18 protein-coding genes are annotated in these 16,162 nt (G+C 62.9%); 10 read left to right on the plus strand and 8 right to left on the minus strand.

The annotated features are described in order from the left end of the window. The first annotated feature begins 476 nt into the window (after positions 1-476). The 6 genes from F3J17_RS27940 (at position 477) to F3J17_RS27965 (ending at position 3,784) form a co-directional block, all read left to right on the plus strand. Complete coding sequence (locus F3J17_RS27940) at positions 477-803, plus strand: hypothetical protein (RefSeq protein WP_167066861.1); 327 nt, start codon at positions 477-479, stop codon at positions 801-803. Positions 804-957: 154 nt separating this feature from the next. Next, positions 958-1,839: an alpha/beta hydrolase family protein gene (locus tag F3J17_RS27945; RefSeq protein WP_167066864.1), complete on the plus strand. Its 882-nt coding sequence runs from the start codon at positions 958-960 to the stop codon at positions 1,837-1,839. Between the two features lie 239 nt (positions 1,840-2,078). Beyond that, entirely contained in the window at positions 2,079-2,435 is a 357-nt protein-coding gene (locus F3J17_RS27950) for a hypothetical protein (RefSeq protein WP_167066867.1), read from the plus strand. Between the two features lie 175 nt (positions 2,436-2,610). Beyond that, positions 2,611-2,919: a DUF1488 domain-containing protein gene (locus F3J17_RS27955; protein WP_240161184.1), complete on the plus strand. Its 309-nt coding sequence runs from the start codon at positions 2,611-2,613 to the stop codon at positions 2,917-2,919. 19 nt (positions 2,920-2,938) lie between these two features. Beyond that, positions 2,939-3,517, plus strand: a complete 579-nt coding sequence (locus F3J17_RS27960; RefSeq protein WP_167066873.1) for a hypothetical protein — start codon at positions 2,939-2,941, stop codon at positions 3,515-3,517. Positions 3,518-3,619: 102 nt separating this feature from the next. After that, the gene (locus tag F3J17_RS27965; RefSeq protein ID WP_027820439.1) at positions 3,620-3,784 is read left to right on the plus strand and encodes a DUF1328 family protein; all 165 of its coding nucleotides are present in this window, start codon (positions 3,620-3,622) and stop codon (positions 3,782-3,784) included. Positions 3,785-3,895: 111 nt separating this feature from the next. Here F3J17_RS27965 and F3J17_RS27970 read toward each other — a convergent pair whose 3' ends face one another. Continuing rightward, entirely contained in the window at positions 3,896-4,690 is a 795-nt protein-coding gene (locus F3J17_RS27970; RefSeq protein ID WP_167066876.1) for an SDR family oxidoreductase, read from the minus strand. A gap of 137 nt (positions 4,691-4,827) precedes the next feature. Between F3J17_RS27970 and F3J17_RS27975 the strand changes: the two genes are divergently transcribed. Then, complete coding sequence (locus F3J17_RS27975) at positions 4,828-6,057, plus strand: YbfB/YjiJ family MFS transporter (protein ID WP_167066879.1); 1,230 nt, start codon at positions 4,828-4,830, stop codon at positions 6,055-6,057. A 296-nt stretch (positions 6,058-6,353) separates the two neighbouring features. Next, entirely contained in the window at positions 6,354-7,559 is a 1,206-nt protein-coding gene (locus F3J17_RS27980; protein WP_167066882.1) for an NAD(P)/FAD-dependent oxidoreductase, read from the plus strand. Positions 7,560-7,698: 139 nt separating this feature from the next. Here the strand turns inward: F3J17_RS27980 and F3J17_RS27985 are convergent, their stop codons facing one another. From F3J17_RS27985 to F3J17_RS28000, 4 genes are all read right to left on the minus strand, one after another. Further along, the gene (locus tag F3J17_RS27985) at positions 7,699-8,220 is read right to left on the minus strand and encodes an Rrf2 family transcriptional regulator (protein ID WP_167066885.1); all 522 of its coding nucleotides are present in this window, start codon (positions 8,218-8,220) and stop codon (positions 7,699-7,701) included. Positions 8,221-8,309: 89 nt separating this feature from the next. Beyond that, positions 8,310-8,915 carry a TetR/AcrR family transcriptional regulator gene (locus F3J17_RS27990; RefSeq protein WP_167066888.1) on the minus strand — a complete coding sequence of 202 codons (606 nt, stop codon included), beginning with the start codon at positions 8,913-8,915 and terminating at the stop codon, positions 8,310-8,312. A 77-nt stretch (positions 8,916-8,992) separates the two neighbouring features. Beyond that, complete coding sequence (locus F3J17_RS27995) at positions 8,993-11,134, minus strand: phospholipase C, phosphocholine-specific (protein WP_167066891.1); 2,142 nt, start codon at positions 11,132-11,134, stop codon at positions 8,993-8,995. A 109-nt stretch (positions 11,135-11,243) separates the two neighbouring features. After that, positions 11,244-12,152 (minus strand): LysR substrate-binding domain-containing protein, encoded by a 909-nt coding sequence (locus F3J17_RS28000; RefSeq protein ID WP_167066894.1) that lies wholly within the window; start codon positions 12,150-12,152, stop codon positions 11,244-11,246. Between the two features lie 158 nt (positions 12,153-12,310). On the opposite strand from F3J17_RS28000, the gene F3J17_RS28005 reads away from it, so the two are divergent. After that, a complete protein-coding gene (locus F3J17_RS28005) occupies positions 12,311-12,586 on the plus strand; it encodes a hypothetical protein (protein WP_167066897.1) in 276 nt (91 codons plus the stop codon). Between the two features lie 93 nt (positions 12,587-12,679). Here F3J17_RS28005 and F3J17_RS28010 read toward each other — a convergent pair whose 3' ends face one another. The 3 genes from F3J17_RS28010 to F3J17_RS28020 form a co-directional block, all read right to left on the minus strand. Beyond that, complete coding sequence (locus F3J17_RS28010) at positions 12,680-12,886, minus strand: hypothetical protein (RefSeq protein WP_167066900.1); 207 nt, start codon at positions 12,884-12,886, stop codon at positions 12,680-12,682. Between the two features lie 66 nt (positions 12,887-12,952). Further along, positions 12,953-13,456: a response regulator gene (locus F3J17_RS28015; protein WP_167066903.1), complete on the minus strand. Its 504-nt coding sequence runs from the start codon at positions 13,454-13,456 to the stop codon at positions 12,953-12,955. Between the two features lie 20 nt (positions 13,457-13,476). Further along, positions 13,477-13,731, minus strand: a complete 255-nt coding sequence (locus tag F3J17_RS28020) for a DUF2795 domain-containing protein (protein ID WP_167066906.1) — start codon at positions 13,729-13,731, stop codon at positions 13,477-13,479. Positions 13,732-14,102: 371 nt separating this feature from the next. Here F3J17_RS28020 and F3J17_RS28025 point away from each other — a divergent pair, with 371 nt between their 5' ends. Continuing rightward, complete coding sequence (locus F3J17_RS28025; protein WP_167066910.1) at positions 14,103-15,275, plus strand: GGDEF domain-containing protein; 1,173 nt, start codon at positions 14,103-14,105, stop codon at positions 15,273-15,275. Positions 15,276-16,162: the final 887 nt, after the last annotated feature.

A 16,162-nucleotide genomic window follows, 5' to 3' on the forward strand; every position in this document is an offset into this window, starting at 1 on the left:
CCCACCGCACCCCCGATCACCGCACCCGTGCTGCCGCCGACCGCGCCGCCCAGCGCAGCGCCCGCGACACCGCCGAGCGCGCCGCCCAGCGCGTTGTTCATGTCGCCGGCCATGGCAGGCAACGAAACCGCTGCGGCCAGCGCCGCAATCGCAACCATCGGGATGAATTTCTTCGACATGGAGGAGCCCATTCATTTTTAAGATGGAGCGGAGTATAGCGGGCAATCTGAAAGGCTTCTGTAACGCCGGCAGAGGCGGGGGGTAAGAGGTGTAACAAAATGATCCCAAACCTTCCGATGCGCGTGAGAGAGCGTTGCGGCGAGTGAGAAAGTCTTGCCGATTGGCGGGTCTCCGGAGGTTCCGAGCGCCTTGCCGTCCCCATTTCCTATGGCTTCCAGGACAATTCCTACGTGTGCTAACCTGTATATATATACAGTACTCGGCGCGCCGAATGGACCGGAAAGCAGGACGCAATCATGGGACGGAATCATCGTCATTTCCCGCCGCTCACCGCGGCGGAGCTAGCCGATATTTACGACCGGCACCCGCTGCCTGTTGTTTTGCGGCTGCTTTGGGAGATTCACCGGCTGCGCTCGACCGTTCGCCGGGCGAACCAGATTCGCCTGATGATCGGCACGCGCGTGGGGTCGGCCAATACGCCGGCGGGCATCTGGGAGCGCTTCGAGCAGGATCTGGACGCCGAGCCCTGTCTTACCGATCCGCTAACGCCGCGACAGAAGGGACTACTGCATGAAGGCGAGCCGGAAGGGCGATTGCGGCGACGCAGGCGTAATGGGGACTAATCGATCGGGCAAGAAAGGCGGGAACAAGAGGTAGTCTGAAGGCAAACGTGAAGGAAGCCGTAGGGTTCATAGAAATTTGGCTGTAAGTGCCCCTTGTTACAGTCATCGCAGGCGTCGTGCCTTCGGTGGCAGTTAAAACAAGAGCGATCAACTCATGCTGACAGCCCGCGCGTTCCGGCCCTTCAAATTATTCGCGTTGTTCCTGACGCCACTTTTCGCGCTGCTCCTCGCCACGCCCGCGTGGGCCTTCCAGACGCGTATCGTCTCGATCCCGAGCGCGGCCATGCATCGCGCGTTCGATGCAACCGTCGTGCTTCCCGACGATTACGCTCGCAGCAGCAGCGCGGCGCGCTTTCCGGTCATTTATGTGCTGCACGGCTCAGGCGGCAATTACGCCGACTGGACTTCGAACACGCAGATCGGCAAGCTCGCGGATCGTTATCACGTGATGCTCGTGATGCCCGACGGCGGCCACGAAAGCTGGTACATCGACAGTCCCTTCGATACCGCGAGCCGCTACGAAACCTATGTGGGCACCGAGGTCGTCTCGTATATCGACGCGCATTTCCGCACGCTTGCCACGCGCCAGACGCGCGCGATTACGGGCTTGAGCATGGGCGGCTTCGGCGCGCTGCGCATCGCGCTCGATCACCCCGAGGCGTTTGGCGCGGCGGGCAGCATCAGCGGGGCGGTCGATCCGCGTAATTGCGAGGATGAACCGGGCATCGACCGCATCTTCGGCAATCCCGCACGTCATGCCGATTTCTGGACGCGCAACGCCATTGTCGAAGGCGCGAACAGCTTCGAGCAGGCGCATATCGCGCTGACGATCGATTGCGGCGTGAACGATTCATTCGTGCAGTCCAACCGCACGTTGCACGAAAAGCTCATCGCGCTAGGCGTGCCGCACGATTACGCGGAGCGGCCTGGCGGCCATACGTGGTCGTACTGGTCCAACGCCATCCGTTATCAGGTGCTGTTTTTTGCCACCTCGTTCCAGCACAACGGTTGGCATCCGGCTACGCACCAGGCGTAACGCGCTCATGCGCGGGCATGATTCGCATGCCTGATTAATATCGCCGGTTTGTGGTTGCAGGCTCGCGCAATGCGAGCCTTTTTTCTTTTTCGCTCCCATCTGCGCACCTTTTTCAGCCGCCTGTGGCACATCGATTGCGCTTTCGATGGCGTTCGTGCGGCGCGTCATCGGCGCTGCCGCATGTCGACAAACGGATCGCAATTGGATCGCCAACGGATCGTTTTCCAAGGAGCGCAATCATGAATTCCACCCTCAAGGCAGTGACGTTGTCTCTCGCGATGGCCGTGTCCGGCGCGGCGTTCGCCGCGGGTGCAGCCGGTGGCACGGGTGGCACGGGCAGCGGCGGTAGTTCGGGCAGCATGGGCGGCAGCAACGGCGTAGGCGCGGGCGGCGGCAATACGCAAGGCGCGGCAGGCGTGGTGCCGGACAGCAATCGCAACAGCAAGAACATGAAGGGCTACGGCACCAGCGGCTACGGCTCGCCGGGCACGACGGGCGTGGGCGGCGGCCAGGGCGCGGGAACGGGCGCCACGCCCAGTCGCGCACCGTCGACGATGCCGGGATCGCAGCAGTCATCGCCTGATTCAAGCCAATAAGTCATCGCGGCAGGCGCGGCGCAGCGTCCTGAAATCCGCGTTGCGCCGCACCTGTTGACCTCGGGCATCGCACTTGCTCAAGGGGTTGAACGTGATTGAACAGACGCAGGCGGCGTGATTGCCGTCGCGCGATTGCAAATGTTGTGGCCAGGCAGTCATGGCCCGGGATACCGATATGAATATCCACTACAGCAACGATCCGCCTCAATTCGACGGCGCGAATCTGCAGTTGCACTTCGTCGCCGAAGTGGATGGCGAGGCGCTCGATTGCGCCATTACGGCGGAGGCGCTGGAAGATCACTTTGGCGCGCAATCGGCGCTTGAAGGGCCGTTGCGCGAAGCATTCGCGCGCGGACAATCGCGCATTCACGCGGTCTGCACGCGCGCCATCGAACAGCGCGGAGGCGCGGTGGTGCTGCACAGCGGCCGGTTCCGCGCGCCGGATGTACTCAACGTACGCGACATACCCGACGCTCTGCATTGAGCATCGAGGAGGTCACATCATGTCTCTGATCGTAGCGAGCCGTTTCACGACCTTCAATGACGCCGAAGCGGCGATGGACAAGTTGCACAACAACGGATTCGTCGATGAGGACGTGTCGCTGTTCTACGTCAATCCGGGTGGCCAGCACGCGCGCTTTCCGGTCGGCGGCGACCGTTTCACCGATCCGCAATCGCGTTGGGCTTCGCTTGGCGCAGGAGCGGGAGCGGCGGCGGGCGCGCTGGTTGGCGTGATTCTCGCCATCGTGCTTTCGCTCCTCTTTTTACGTTCGCTGCTCGTGCTGGCGGTCGCCGCCGGTGTGGGCGCCTACGTGGGCACGCTCGCGGGCGCGCTGTGGCAGACGCGAGGCGGCGGCCGTGGGCATCGTCCCGATATCGGCCATGACCCCGACGGCACGCCTGCCGCGCGCGAATCGGGTGTGCTGGTGGCTGTGCACGTGAGTCCCGGGACCGAGCAGCAGGCCGCACAAGTGCTGGGCGCGGCGGGCGGCCGGGAAATCGAACGCGCCGACGGGCGCTGGCAGGACGGTCATTGGTCCGATTTCGACCCGACCCATACCGTTGAGCCGCTGCAACGCTGAATGTTTTTCGAACTGTTTTCGACTGAGCTGTTTTGCTTTTCAATGCCGCGTGCGCGCGGCGCCTGACTTTAACCCGGGCTGAACCGGAGACTGGAGGACGTCATGCTTCAATACGCAGTCATTTTCTTCATCATCGCAATCATCGCCGCCGTATTCGGCTTCGGCGGCATCGCGGCGGGTGCGGCATCGATTGCCAAGATCCTGTTCTTCATTTTCCTCGTGGTGTTTCTCGTCACCTTGTTGCTGGGCGTCGTGCGGCGAGGCTGATGCGCTAGTACCGCGTAACCAGTCTCACGATAAAAACGGCCCGCGCATGACGGCGCGGGCCGTTTTTCGTTCGATAGAACCCGTGGTATTAATAAGGATGACGTAGGGACGTCAGGCGATCGTGTCCACCACGCCGCCATCGACGCGCAGCGCCGCGCCCGTGGTCGCCGAAGCCTCTTTGGAGCATGCGTACACCACCATGTTCGCCACTTCTTCCACACTCGCCGCGCGTTGGATGATGGAAGACGAGCGATGCTCGCGCACGAAAGCGGCCGCCACTTCCTCTGCGCTCTTGCCCGTTCTTGCGACTTCGTCCTTGAGCATCGCTTCCACGCCGTCGGAAAGCGTCGGGCCGGGCAGCACCGAATTTACCGTCACGCCGGTGCCGGCAAGCCGTTTGGCGAGACCGCGCGCTACAGCGAGTTGCGCGGTCTTGGTCATGCCGTAGTGAATCATGTCGGCCGGAATATTCAGCCCCGATTCCGATGAGATGAATACAATGCGGCCCCAACCTTGTTTCGCCATCGCCTCGGCGTAAGCGCGCGAGAGCCGCACGCCCGACATCACGTTGGTTTCGAAGAAACGCAGCCATTCGCTGTCGGGAATCTCGAAGAAGTCCTGCTGCTTGAACACGCCCAGATTGTTCACCAGGATATCCACCTTCGGATAAGCCTTCACCAGCGCCGCGCATCCCGCCTCGTTCGACAGATCGCCAACGAAACCCTGCACCTGCGCGCCGGACACGGCCGCGCGCACCGCGGCTTCGGCGTCGCGCACGTTGCCCTCATGGCGGCTGCTCACAATCACTTTCGCGCCCGTGCCCGCTAGCCCTTTGGCGATGGCCAGACCGATGCCCGCGGCCGAACCGGTAACGAGCGCAAGTTTTCCCGACAAGTCGATTTTCATGCTGGCTCCAGTCTCGTGAAGAACGGGCAGTGTACTGCGCGTGCCGTATCGCTGCACTCAAGGCTTGCGTTTTGTGTCAATCGATATAGAATGCGTCTGTATTGTATCGATTGATATAGAACGCGAGGAAAGCAAACATGTCGGCGACTCCTTCCACCCTTGGCGTGCGCGCGCCTGATCGGCTCGATACGCAGGCGCTGTTCGCGACGCTCGCGGGTCTGTGTGGCAGTTTCGTCGCGATTGGGCTCGCGCGTTTCGCGTACACGCCGCTGATTCCGTCATTGATCCAGGCGCATTGGTTCACGGCCTCGCAGGCGGTTACGCTGGGTGCGGCCAATTTCGCGGGCTATTTGCTGGGCGCGTTGCTCGGGCGTCCCATCGCACACCTGCTCGGCAATCGTCTTGCGTTGCGCGGGCTCATGGCGACCGCCACGCTGGCGTTTTTTGCCTGTGCCTTTCCGCTCTCGATTGCGTGGTTCTTTGCGTGGCGGCTCGCTTCGGGCGTGGCGGGCGGAGCGATCATGGTGCTGGTGGCCACGTCGATCCTGCCGCATGTGCCGCCCGCGCGGCGCGGCTTCGTGAGCGGGATGATCTTTCTCGGTCTGGGGCTGGGCATCGCGGCGTCGGGCACCGCGATTCCCTGGTTGCTTCACTACGGCCTGCGCGTCACGTGGATGGGACTCGGCGCGATTGCGCTGTTGCTTACCGCAATAAGCTGGTTCGGCTGGCCGCGCTCCGATGCGCCGGTGGCAACGGCTGCTCATGGCACAACACAGCATGGCCTTGCGAAACCCACCCGCGCGTTGCGGGTGCATTACGCGCAGTACGCTGCCAACGCGCTCGGGCTCGTACCGGCGATGGTGCTGCTCGTCGACTACGTGGCGCGCGGTCTGGGGCAGGGCGCGGCCAGCGGCGCGTATATCTGGGTGCTCTATGGCGTCGCGGCGATCGCAGGTCCGATCGTCTGTGGCCAGGTGGCGGATCGCATCGGTTTTCGTCTGACCTGGCGCTTTGCGCTGCTGGCTCAGGCAGCCGCGGTGGCCTTGCTGGCGCTGTCGAGCCACATGGCCGCAATTCTCACGGCAACCGTTGTACTGGGCGCTTTCACGCCGGGCGTCGTTCCGGTTGCGCTCGGCCGAATCCATGAACTGATCCCGCACGATCATCTGGAACAGCGCGCCGCGTGGAGCCGTGCTACGACGGCTTTTGCATTGTTTCAGGCGTTGGGCGGCTATGGCTATTCGTATCTGTTTTCACATACGCACGAAAATTACGCGCTCATCTTCACCTGCGGAGCCGTTGCGCTGGCCTTGGCGTTCATCGTCGATCTGTTCATGAGCCGACGGTCAATCGAAACGGTCATGTAATTCGTATCACTGAATAAACGATAACAAACGCTCGTGTGCCTCGTGCACGCGGGCGTTTTTTCATGTCCAGATGTCACGCGCGAGTGAGGCATCGCCGAATCATCCGATGAATCGGGCAACGATGTCGTCATCGATCATCGCGATTTCAGTCAACAGTGTGTTTCATTAAGTCGCATTGTAACGCATAACTACGACTCATAGAATCGCAGTTATGCGATGCGGCAACGCAGCGCGTTTTTCCAGATGCAGTAGTTCGATATCGATCGGGCTCACGCAACGATCTACAGGAGTGGAACATGTCGAAGCGAATTCTGATTGTCGGGGCCGGTTTTGCCGGTATGTGGAGCGCGTTGAGCGCGGCGCGTCTGATCGACGAGGCCGGTCGCGCCGATGTCGAAATCGCACTGATCGCGCCGGAGCCGCAACTGCATGTGCGCCCGCGTCTGTACGAGGAAGGCCCGGCAAACATGAAAGCGCCGCTCACGGAAATCTTCGATGCAGTGGGCGTGAAGTTCGTGCAGGGCACCGTCGACCAGATCCACACCGATCGCCGAGAAGTGACGGGGCAGGATGCGCAAGGGCGCGCTTTCACGCTGGGTTACGACCGTCTCGTGCTGGCGACGGGCAGCAAGCTGTTCCGCCCCGAAATCGCGGGCCTTGCCGAACACGCGTTCAGCGTCGATCAGGTCGACGAGGCGGCGGCGCTCGAAACGCATATCCGTAATCTGGCGCAGCAGCCGGATAGTCCTGCGCGCAACACCATCGTGGTGGCGGGCGGCGGCTTCACGGGCATCGAAACGGCTGCGGAAATGCCGGCGCGTCTGCGTGCCGCGCTCGGCCAGGACGCGCAGGTGCGCGTCGTGGTGGTGGAGCGCAACGATGCGATCGGTCCCGATCTTGGCGCGGGCCCGCGTCCGGTGATCGAAACGGCGCTGCGTGAGTTGGGCGTGACGTCGCTGCTGGGCCAGGGCGTTGCGTCCGTCGACGCAAATGGCGTGACGACTGCCGACGGCACGCGCATCGAATCGAACACGGTGATCTGGACGGCAGGCGTGCGCGCCAGCGCGTTGACCGCGCAGATTGCCGCGCCCCGCGATGCGGCAGGCCGTCTCTATGTGGACAGCAATCTGGCGGTCGAAGCCGTGCCCGGCGTGTACGCGACTGGCGACGTTGCCAGCGCGGCCACCGACGATGTGGGCAACCGTACGCTGATGTCGTGCCAGCACGCGATGAATCTGGGCCGCTCGGCAGGGCACAATGCAGCCGCCGATCTGCTCGGCCTTGAAACGATTGCCTATAGCCAGCCGAAATACGTGACCTGTCTCGATCTCGGTCCGTGGGGCGCAGTCTATACGGAAGGCTGGGAGCGCGAAGTGAAGCTGAGCGGCCAGGAGGCGAAGCAGCTCAAGCACCGCATCAACAGCGAATGGATCTATCCGCCGCGTGCGGATCGTGAAGAGGTGCTGGCGGCTGCCGATCCGCGCCGGATCGTGGTTGCTTGAGCTGACGCGGCATATTGAAGTCGCAATGCGAAAGCAGGCTCTGAAAAGAGCCTGCTTTTTTTGCGCCCGCGTTTTATAGCGGGCTTAAAGCGAATTCAAGCCTGATTCAAGCCGATATCAAGTTGATATCAAGCCGCTATCAAGCGCGATCGCTGCGCCGATTCGCGGCCCGTTCGCCGAACCACTGCACCACCTGCTTGCCATGACTCGCAGGCGCTTTTGAGTGAGCGCGTGTGGCGAGATCGGCGAGTGTGTGCTTTTTCAGTTCCTCGCGCATGCTGCGCTCCGCGCCTTGCATGACCGCGTGAATCGAACAGGTGCCGCGTGTGGCCCACGCGGGCGCGGCATCGTCGAATAGTGCGCATTGAGCGCGGATTTCGCGGCAATCGAATAGCGCTTTTTCGCCGTCGATGGCTTCCACCACGTCATGCACCGTGATCGCCTGCGGCGCGCGCGCAAGCGTGAAGCCGCCGCGAATGCCTTCGGTGGCGGAAACGAGTCCCGCCTTCGCCAGGCGGGTAAAAAGCTTGGCGGCGTAATCCACCGAAACGCCCTGCATTTCGGCCAGATCGCGCACGCTGGCTTCGCGTACACCTTCGGGATCGGCCAGATAGAGCAGGCAATGCAAGCCGTACTCGACGCCGGTGCTGATGTAAGACATGGCTATACCACGACTGAATGAATCGGAGTTATAAGCGTATCACGCTTGAGCATCGCGCGCAGGCTCTAGTGCAGGGCGAAAATAAGGACTCAATGTGCGGCATGTCCCGGCAGCAGGCCTAGTAGCGTGAGCGCAGGCGCGACGGCGCCCGTCAGCCATTCGCGCTCCGGATGAATGCGGGCGATCACGCGCAGGCCCAGCAGCACCGCGAGCAGATGCTGAGCCGCTTCCGGCGCGCTGACCGTCTTCGCGATTTCGCCGCTGCGCTGGCCTGCTTCGACGCAGCGCAGGAAAAAGTCGCGGATCTGCGTGACTTCCGCGGTGACGGCGGCGCGCAATTCGTGGTCATCCGGTGCGGCTTCCAGACCGGAATTCACCATCAGACAGCCGCGTTTGTCCGGATCGTCGAGCGAGCGCTGCACGGTCTCGGCGAAAAAGCCGGTGATGGCGGTGCCGGGCGTGGCGGCGGCTTCATGCCGCACGATACGGTCGCGCAGCGAATGTTCCAGATAATGATCGAGCACGCGCAGGAACAACGCGCGCTTGTCGCCGAACGCGTTGTAAAGGCTGGGTTGCGTGAGGCCGGTGGCTTTCACGAGATCACGCGTCGAGGTGGCTTCGTAGCCGCGCGCCCAGAACGCGCCGCAGGCGGCATCCAGTACGCTGGTTTCGTCGAATTCGCGGGGGCGGCCCATGGTGGCTCCATCGGGTGGGGACGCCTTATTTTAAATCAATCGATATAAAATGTCCTGCTCGTCGCCAGAACGATGCTTCACGCGCTCCCCATTTCCGGATCGCTGATGCTATCGCGTCCGGTTTCCACGCGACCCGCGAAGCGGCGTGTCACGCCGTTTTCCGCGCTCAGCGTGAAGTCGTACCATCCACCCGCATCGCCCAGTGACCAGCTATGTTCGGCGCGGCCTTGTGCGGGTACGGTGGTGGCCCAGGGCGCATCGGTGCGATAGGCGTTCGACTGTACGCTGCACGTGCTGGGTTCGCGCCCGCTGTTCTCAAGCGCGAGTGTCAGGATGGCGTTCGCCACGTCGTAGCGCAGACGCGCTTCTGGGTTCGGGCCGCGCAGTACGGCGTCCACGTCGCCGGTAAAGCCGCGATGGAAGCCATTGGGGCCGAGTATCCAGAGATCGTAGCGGTCGCCGTCGGCGGCTTCGGGCGTCCAGTCGTCGGCGAGTTGCTTGCCTGCCTCGACGGTGTAGCGGCGCGGCACGCGCTCCAGATGCAAGCGGTCGTAGACATGAAAGACCGCGCCCGCGCTGCCGTCATTGACGAAGGCGAGCCGCACCTTGCGCCGCCCTTTGACGCTCGCATGCACATGCAACTGATACGGCAACGCGCGTGACGGGCGCGCTAGCCGCGCCTGGCGCGGCAAGCTCTGATCGGCCACGGCTGGCGGTGGCACCGCCTTGAGCTTGCTTTGCTGGGCGTTGAGGGCGTCGGCGGTGGCCTTGTCGGTCGGTGGAAATGCAGCGGCTGATTTTTCATTAGGCGTGCTGAAGTTGAACGCAGAGGTCATATCGCCGAATACCGCACGACGCCACGCGCTGATATTGGGTTCTTCCACACCAAAGCGCCGTTCGAGAAAGCGCAGCACGGACGTATGATCGAACGCCTGCGAGTTGACGAAACCGCCCGTACTCCACGGTGAAATCACGAACATCGGCACGCGTGGGCCGGGGCCATAGGGCAGACCATCCGGCGTGAGCGGCTTTTCGTCGCCTGGCGGGTTGGATACGGTGAAGTATTCGTGCTTCGTGCTGACCGTGGATTTGCCCGCATAGCCGCCGTCGGCATTCGGAGAGGGGACGTCGGGCGGCGGGACATGATCGAAGAAACAGTCGTTTTCATCGTAGTTCACGAACAGTACGGTCTTGCTCCAGACCTCCGGATTGGCGGTGAGCGTGTCCAGCACCTGCTGGATGTACCACGCGCCCTGGTTGGGCGTGGAGATGGCGGGATGTTCGCAATAGGCCTGCGGCGAGACGATCCAGCTCACCTGCGGCATGCGGTCCGCGGCGATATCGTCTTTGAGCGCCTGCAGGAAGCCGCCATCGGGCATGGTATTGCCGATGCCTTTGTAAAGCGGCGCAACCGCTTCGATCTCGGGCGTCCACGGCGCATTCGGTGCGCCGCTGATCGATTCATGCACCTTGCGGAAGGTCGCGAAACCGCAGAGCGGATTGTCGTTGTAGTTATCGGGCTGGTTTTCGTAGACCTTCCAGCTTACGCCGGCCTGTTGCAGCCGCTCCGCATAGGTGGTCCATTTCAGCCCCTTTTCGGAAGGCCCCAGCCAGTCCCAGCCGTTATTGTTCACCACTGCATGCGCATCGAAGCCGCCGCCGCCGGGGCCGTTCGTGCCGGTCCACAGGAAGATGCGGTTCGAATTGGTGCCGCCATGCAGCGAGCAATGATAGGCATCGCAGATCGTGAAGGCATTGGCGAGCGCGAAGTGAAACGGCAGATCGGCGGCTTCCAGATAGCCCATCGAGGTATCGCCTTTCGACTTCGGCCATTGCGTCATGCGACCATGATCCCAGGCGCTGTGCGCGTCGAGCCATTCGTGCGCGCCGCCCGCGAGCAGCGCATTACCCTTGTTTTTATCGAGGTGAAAGGGCAGCACGCTGCGCGCCCCGTCGCTTTGCTGCCAGACGCTTGCGCCTTGTGGCTGCGGAATGGTGATGCGGTCGCCGAAGCCGCGCACACCCGGCAGCGTGCCAAAATAATGATCGAACGAACGGTTCTCCTGCATGAAGATCACGACATGCTGGACGTCCTGAATCGTGCCGGTGACGTTGTTCGCGGGAATCGCAAGCGCGCGGCGGATGGCCGGCGGAAACAGGCCAAGCGCAGCGCCCGCGGCGGCGGCGCGCAGAAAGTGACGGCGGTCCTTCGAGGTCATGGTGCCAGTTCGTTCGGGTTCGTTCTGGGTCGTTGTGGAGCTATCGTACCCGGAACGCGTGCTGGCAGCTTGTGCATGGCGCGCGCCATGCCGCATGAACTAGCTCGTTCTACGAAGCATCGGCATAGGCAGCCGCGGTATCGACCGGCTCCGCGTCCAGCACGCTCATGAACGCCTCGATCAGACGCGCATTGGTGCGGCTCTTGAGGTGATAGAGATATTCGTGCATCACCGGGCCATCCGGTTCGATCGGCACGCTCACCAGCGCCGCGCCGCGCGGCACCTCGCCCGAGGGCATCAGCGAGCACCCCAGGCCATGACGGATCGCCTCGCAGATCGCTTCGCGGCTGCCGATCTCGATGAGCGCGGCGGGCGTCACGCCGCGCCGCTTGAGCGCGGCTTCGGTGGCGTCGCGCGTGCGCGAGCCAGGCTCGCGCAGCAGCAGCGTCTGCTGGGCTAGCACATTCAGGTCGGTGCTGCGCTTGTGCGCAAGCGGATGAGCTGGATCGACCACCAGCACAAGCGAATCGGTCGCAATGCGATGGCGCGTGAGCGAGGGGTCGTCGACGCGATTCGACGAAACCGCGACATCGACGCGATATTGCACCAGCGCGTCGAGCACTTCCTGCGAATTGCCCACTTCGATGCCGATCTGCACGTTCGGATACCGGCGGCGAAACGCCGCGACGGCCGGAAGAATGTAGTAGGGGCCGGTCGTGCCCAGGCGGAAACTGCCCGCATCGAGCGTGCGGCCGTCGCGCAGCGCGCAGTCGATGGCCAGCTCGCTTTCCATCATCCGGTCGATGAGCGGCATCAGCGAGGCGCCCGTCTGGGTCAGTTCGACGCGGCTGCCGCGCCGATGGAACAGCTCGACGCCATAATGCTTTTCGAGCTGCTGGATGCGCGCGGTGACCGTGGGCTGGCTGATCGAGAGATGCCGGGCGGCGGCGGTAATGCTGCCATGCCGGACGGTTTCGTAGAAGGCGGCGACGAGCGGCGCGAGTTGCGGGGCGAGCATAGGAGGGATCAGCGGGGGGAGGAGTCAACGACCGAATCTACGGCAAATAGCCTCGACTCTACCGCGCATGCGCGACAGTTTTGTTAAGCCGTGCTTGGTCGCATGCAGCGGGCATCGGGTTTGCGCCATCTCGTCATACATAGCACGGGAGGTTTGCCATGAAAACCCAGCGCAAGTCGACTGAAGTGCATCCTGCGCAAGCACCGCAGGTGGATCACGAGGACGATGCTCCGGTCAAGCATCCGCGTCACGAGGGTGGCGAGCCCGTTGCGGCTAAACATCCGCACGAGCCGCGCTCGGTCGGGGTGCAAGGGCATGAAGATCTCGAACGCGGTCTGGAAGATACCGACCGTTGGGGCGGCGATGCGTATCAGGAGCGCACGCAGAACGACGCCCAGGTCAACCGCAATACGCGTGAAAAGCATCATCGGTGATAACGCGCGCGGTGCGTGGTGCATCGCAACCCGCGCCGCGCGCGATTTTTTGCTGATCTAATCGCTGTGGCTCAGCCGTGGCTTAGACATAATTCAACCGCTTTTCCCGCCGCCGTCGATCCCTGCGCCGCGCCGCCACACTTCCTTACCGCGTTCGGAGAGTTCGCCGCTGCTGTGCGTGCTGTCGGGCTGAGTGCCGTGTACGGCCATATCGCCGCCCGGCGGCTCCTGAGCGCGCTGTTTCTCGTGTTTGCGCTGCGAAACGCGATCGTCCTGCGAGCGTCCTGCATAGTCGTTCATGTGCGTTCTCCCGAATCGTGAAGACAACACTGACCGATGCGCATCGGGCGTACCTCGCGCCGGATATCAAGGCGCGGCGATCCGATGCAACATATCGAGCAATTGCGAAACGGCGAACGGCTTGCGCAGAAAGCCCACCACGTCGGCATCGGGCGGCGGGGTGACCAGCGCGGACACCAGCACCAGCGGCACATCCATGAGCACACTGTTGCGGCGCATTTCGCGCATCAGGGAAAGGCCGTCCATGTGCGGCATCATGCAGTCCGAAATCACGACGTCGGGCGGCTCGTCCAGTGCACTCCTGAGCGCATCGAGACCGTCCTCTGCGGTCCTGACCCGATAACCTTCCTGCGCGACCAGTTCCCTGAGTGCATTGAGCGTGTTGATGTCGTCATCGACGAGTAAAACGGTAGCCATACGTTTACCTGAGCGGAGCGCGCCCGTGTTTTGCGCCTTTTCTTGCGCGGTGTTCTGACTCATTTCGCGCCGGCGCGAGCCGGGGGCAGGCGTGTGCCTGGCGATGGGGGCGTTGCGCGCAATTTCCATTCCAGTAGTTTTCATCGGCTTCATGGGGCCTCCCTGGGCGGAACTCAGCCCGGTGCTTCGCGGCGCGGCCGGGCGCGCGCGTCGATGCCGGCGACGATCGATGCCGACACTTCCGCGAACCCGCCGAATGCCTCGTCGGGCAAACCGCGCAGCGCATCGAGCACTTCGGGGTCCGCGTTCGCCTGACCGGCGGCATCGATGAGCGTAGGCGGATGCGCGGGGTAGGACACGTCATTGACTGCGCGCTGAACCCGGTCGATCAGCGCGTCACGCGGATTGACTGCAGAGTTGGTTGGCATGAGCGTCTCCTGCAAATGAATAAACGGTAGTCAGCTAATTCCAGCAGATGCCGTTCCCGTTTAGCGGCGATTATTTGTCCGGCATTGATTTGCGATTGCACTGACGGGTCTGGGCGAATTACACCTGGTATAAACGCTAAAAGACGCTATTTCACCGCGTCCGTTAAAAATCCGCCGTCGGGAATAAAATCGGAATAATTTACTTATTAAGGGCAGGCCGCCTTCGATTCAACATCGAAACGCATAAATTCATATGCCGAGGCGATATTTTTAAAGTTTCTGCCGCTAAACTATTGCGGGCCCCGTTTTTCTAGCGGCCCGTGGCGCGCGATAACAGGCGCCGTCCTCAGACGTTGCGTCGTGTGCCGCTCATGCTCGATCCGGTCAATATCCTTCTCGTCACGGTGCTTTCGAGCATCATGAGTCTCGCCATTCTCGGTTCGCTGCGGCCAGCGCGCATTCCGGGCGTGAGCCGCTGGATTGCCGCTTACGTCTGGGCCAGCGTCGCGCTCGTGCTGACGGGCATGCAGCGTCTGGGCATGCCGGTTCTCACGATTCTCGTATCGAATACCCTGCTGGCCATCGCGGTCACACGCGTGCTCGAAGGCTGCCGCGATTTTTTCGGACTGCCCGAGCGCGCGCCGCTTGCGCGCATCGGTTGTGGCGTGGTCGCCGTCGGCATCGCATGGTGGTACTGGGTGGAACCCAGCCTGGCCGCGCGCATCGCGCTCGTCTCCGCTTTTCATGCCGCGATTTATGCGGTGATCGGCTGGATGGCGATGCGCTACCGGCCGCCTGGTCGTCCCGTCTACAGCTATCGGTTTGTTACTGCTTCCGCCTGGCTGGGCGCATTCGCTCACGGTCTGCGCGGCCTCACGTATGGCACCGGGATGATAGAGCAAAGCACACTGCTGGTCGCCACCCCGCTCAATGTCATCTGGCTCGCGCTGGGGATTCTGGTGTTGCCGTCGCTGTCCATCGGCATGGTGCTGCTCGCGCACGACCGCATGGCGGAAAGACTGGAACGCCTTGCCAACCGCGACGAACTCACGGGTGCGCTCACGCGTCGCGCCTTCGTCGCGCAGGCGCTCGCACTGATCGAAACCGCGCGCGTCAAGTCCACGCCGGTGGTGCTGGCGATTGTCGATATCGATCACTTCAAGGCCATCAACGATCACTTCGGCCATGCTGCGGGCGATCGCGCGCTGGCGCACTTTGGCCGCGTGGTAGCGACGGGCGTGCGCGACACCGATCTGTTCGGTCGTCTGGGCGGCGAGGAATTCGCGCTGCTATTTCCGGCGATTACCCGGGAAGCGGCGGTGATGCGTCTGGACGCGCTGCGTGTGGCCGCGCTCGCGGTACGGCGCGGCGGCGATGCGGCGCAACCCGAGCAGGAGCAGGCCACGCCGCATGCCGGGCTCACTTTCAGCGCAGGCGTGGATATGCTGCAACCCGGCGATACGCTGGCCAGCCTGATGGCGCGCGCGGACGCCGCGCTCTATGAAGCCAAAACGCGCGGACGCGATCGCGTCGTGACGGCTTAGCCTGCGTTCTCATCCATTGCCGCGGTCATCAAGCATTCACATAGACGCCGGCACCTTTCCCCCACGCATTCGTTCCCGTCGAAACTATTTCGACCTCCTGTCGTTCGATCGACGTCATGCGAAATGAATAAATGGCGAATCGATTGGAACGGCCAGAATCGCCCTGATCTCAGCCAGTTATGCGTTACAGCAGGGCGCAATCGTTTCGTTATGCATAATGGATTTCGTTGCGGATGAAATCTGTCACGTCGCTGTTTTTAAAGGATAATTATCAAAAGGTGTGAGTGACGTTCCATGCAACGGTCATTCCAGCCAGCGGCGCGGCCCCATGCCAGCGCCGCCGCGACAGCATCACAGTCTTCGGGCAGGCGTCTCTTCCTTGGTACCCAGTGGCGATCACGCAAAGCGGGAATCGTGCGGATGTCGAGGCGCCCGCCCACGGCGTCGAGCGCATCCATTCGCCTGCGAAACCGCTGCCCCGCGTGCGCGGTCGGGCGCGTGAGCGCGTGCCGGAGCTAGCCCTCCTGTGCGCGAACGCCGGACGCACCGAAGGGAGACGGCGCAGAGCGGACCGCATCGGCAGGTCTCCCGCGCCGGGCGGTTCCGCGCGCCGTGGCGCGCCACGCACGCTCGCGTGCGCCTGTGCCCGCACGTGTGTTCCTGACACACCTGCCTGTCGGCACGTTGGCGCCCGCGCGAGCGCCAGCGCAGCTCGCGCGGGCCTTATCCCCTGTTGCGCGCCAGGCACGCGCTTCATCAGTCTTTGTCATTTCCGCATTCATCAGCCCTTGGCGGGCGTGAACGCGCGACGTCCGTTCGCGCGCGTCAGGCTTGCCTGGGCCCATTACCGGCCAGCCATCCCAATGGTTCTTTGACGGGAAGTCGCC

The sequence above is a fragment of the Burkholderia sp. Ax-1719 genome (assembly GCF_011753055.1).
GTDB lineage: Bacteria > Pseudomonadota > Gammaproteobacteria > Burkholderiales > Burkholderiaceae > Paraburkholderia.

Bases quoted from the DNA above. Each gene is read 5' to 3' on its own strand.
- F3J17_RS27940 (WP_167066861.1), top strand. From the start codon at position 477: ATGGGACGGAATCATCGTCATTTCCCGCCGCTCACCGCGGCGGAGCTA.
- F3J17_RS27945 (WP_167066864.1), top strand. From the start codon at position 958: ATGCTGACAGCCCGCGCGTTCCGGCCCTTCAAATTATTCGCGTTGTTC.
- F3J17_RS27950 (WP_167066867.1), top strand. From the start codon at position 2,079: ATGAATTCCACCCTCAAGGCAGTGACGTTGTCTCTCGCGATGGCCGTG.
- F3J17_RS27955 (WP_240161184.1), top strand. From the start codon at position 2,611: ATGAATATCCACTACAGCAACGATCCGCCTCAATTCGACGGCGCGAAT.
- F3J17_RS27960 (WP_167066873.1), top strand. From the start codon at position 2,939: ATGTCTCTGATCGTAGCGAGCCGTTTCACGACCTTCAATGACGCCGAA.
- F3J17_RS27965 (WP_027820439.1), top strand. From the start codon at position 3,620: ATGCTTCAATACGCAGTCATTTTCTTCATCATCGCAATCATCGCCGCC.
- F3J17_RS27970 (WP_167066876.1), bottom strand. From the start codon at position 4,690: ATGAAAATCGACTTGTCGGGAAAACTTGCGCTCGTTACCGGTTCGGCC.
- F3J17_RS27975 (WP_167066879.1), top strand. From the start codon at position 4,828: ATGTCGGCGACTCCTTCCACCCTTGGCGTGCGCGCGCCTGATCGGCTC.
- F3J17_RS27980 (WP_167066882.1), top strand. From the start codon at position 6,354: ATGTCGAAGCGAATTCTGATTGTCGGGGCCGGTTTTGCCGGTATGTGG.
- F3J17_RS27985 (WP_167066885.1), bottom strand. From the start codon at position 8,220: ATGTCTTACATCAGCACCGGCGTCGAGTACGGCTTGCATTGCCTGCTC.
- F3J17_RS27990 (WP_167066888.1), bottom strand. From the start codon at position 8,915: ATGGGCCGCCCCCGCGAATTCGACGAAACCAGCGTACTGGATGCCGCC.
- F3J17_RS27995 (WP_167066891.1), bottom strand. From the start codon at position 11,134: ATGACCTCGAAGGACCGCCGTCACTTTCTGCGCGCCGCCGCCGCGGGC.
- F3J17_RS28000 (WP_167066894.1), bottom strand. From the start codon at position 12,152: ATGCTCGCCCCGCAACTCGCGCCGCTCGTCGCCGCCTTCTACGAAACC.
- F3J17_RS28005 (WP_167066897.1), top strand. From the start codon at position 12,311: ATGAAAACCCAGCGCAAGTCGACTGAAGTGCATCCTGCGCAAGCACCG.
- F3J17_RS28010 (WP_167066900.1), bottom strand. From the start codon at position 12,886: ATGAACGACTATGCAGGACGCTCGCAGGACGATCGCGTTTCGCAGCGC.
- F3J17_RS28015 (WP_167066903.1), bottom strand. From the start codon at position 13,456: ATGAAGCCGATGAAAACTACTGGAATGGAAATTGCGCGCAACGCCCCC.
- F3J17_RS28020 (WP_167066906.1), bottom strand. From the start codon at position 13,731: ATGCCAACCAACTCTGCAGTCAATCCGCGTGACGCGCTGATCGACCGG.
- F3J17_RS28025 (WP_167066910.1), top strand. From the start codon at position 14,103: ATGCTCGATCCGGTCAATATCCTTCTCGTCACGGTGCTTTCGAGCATC.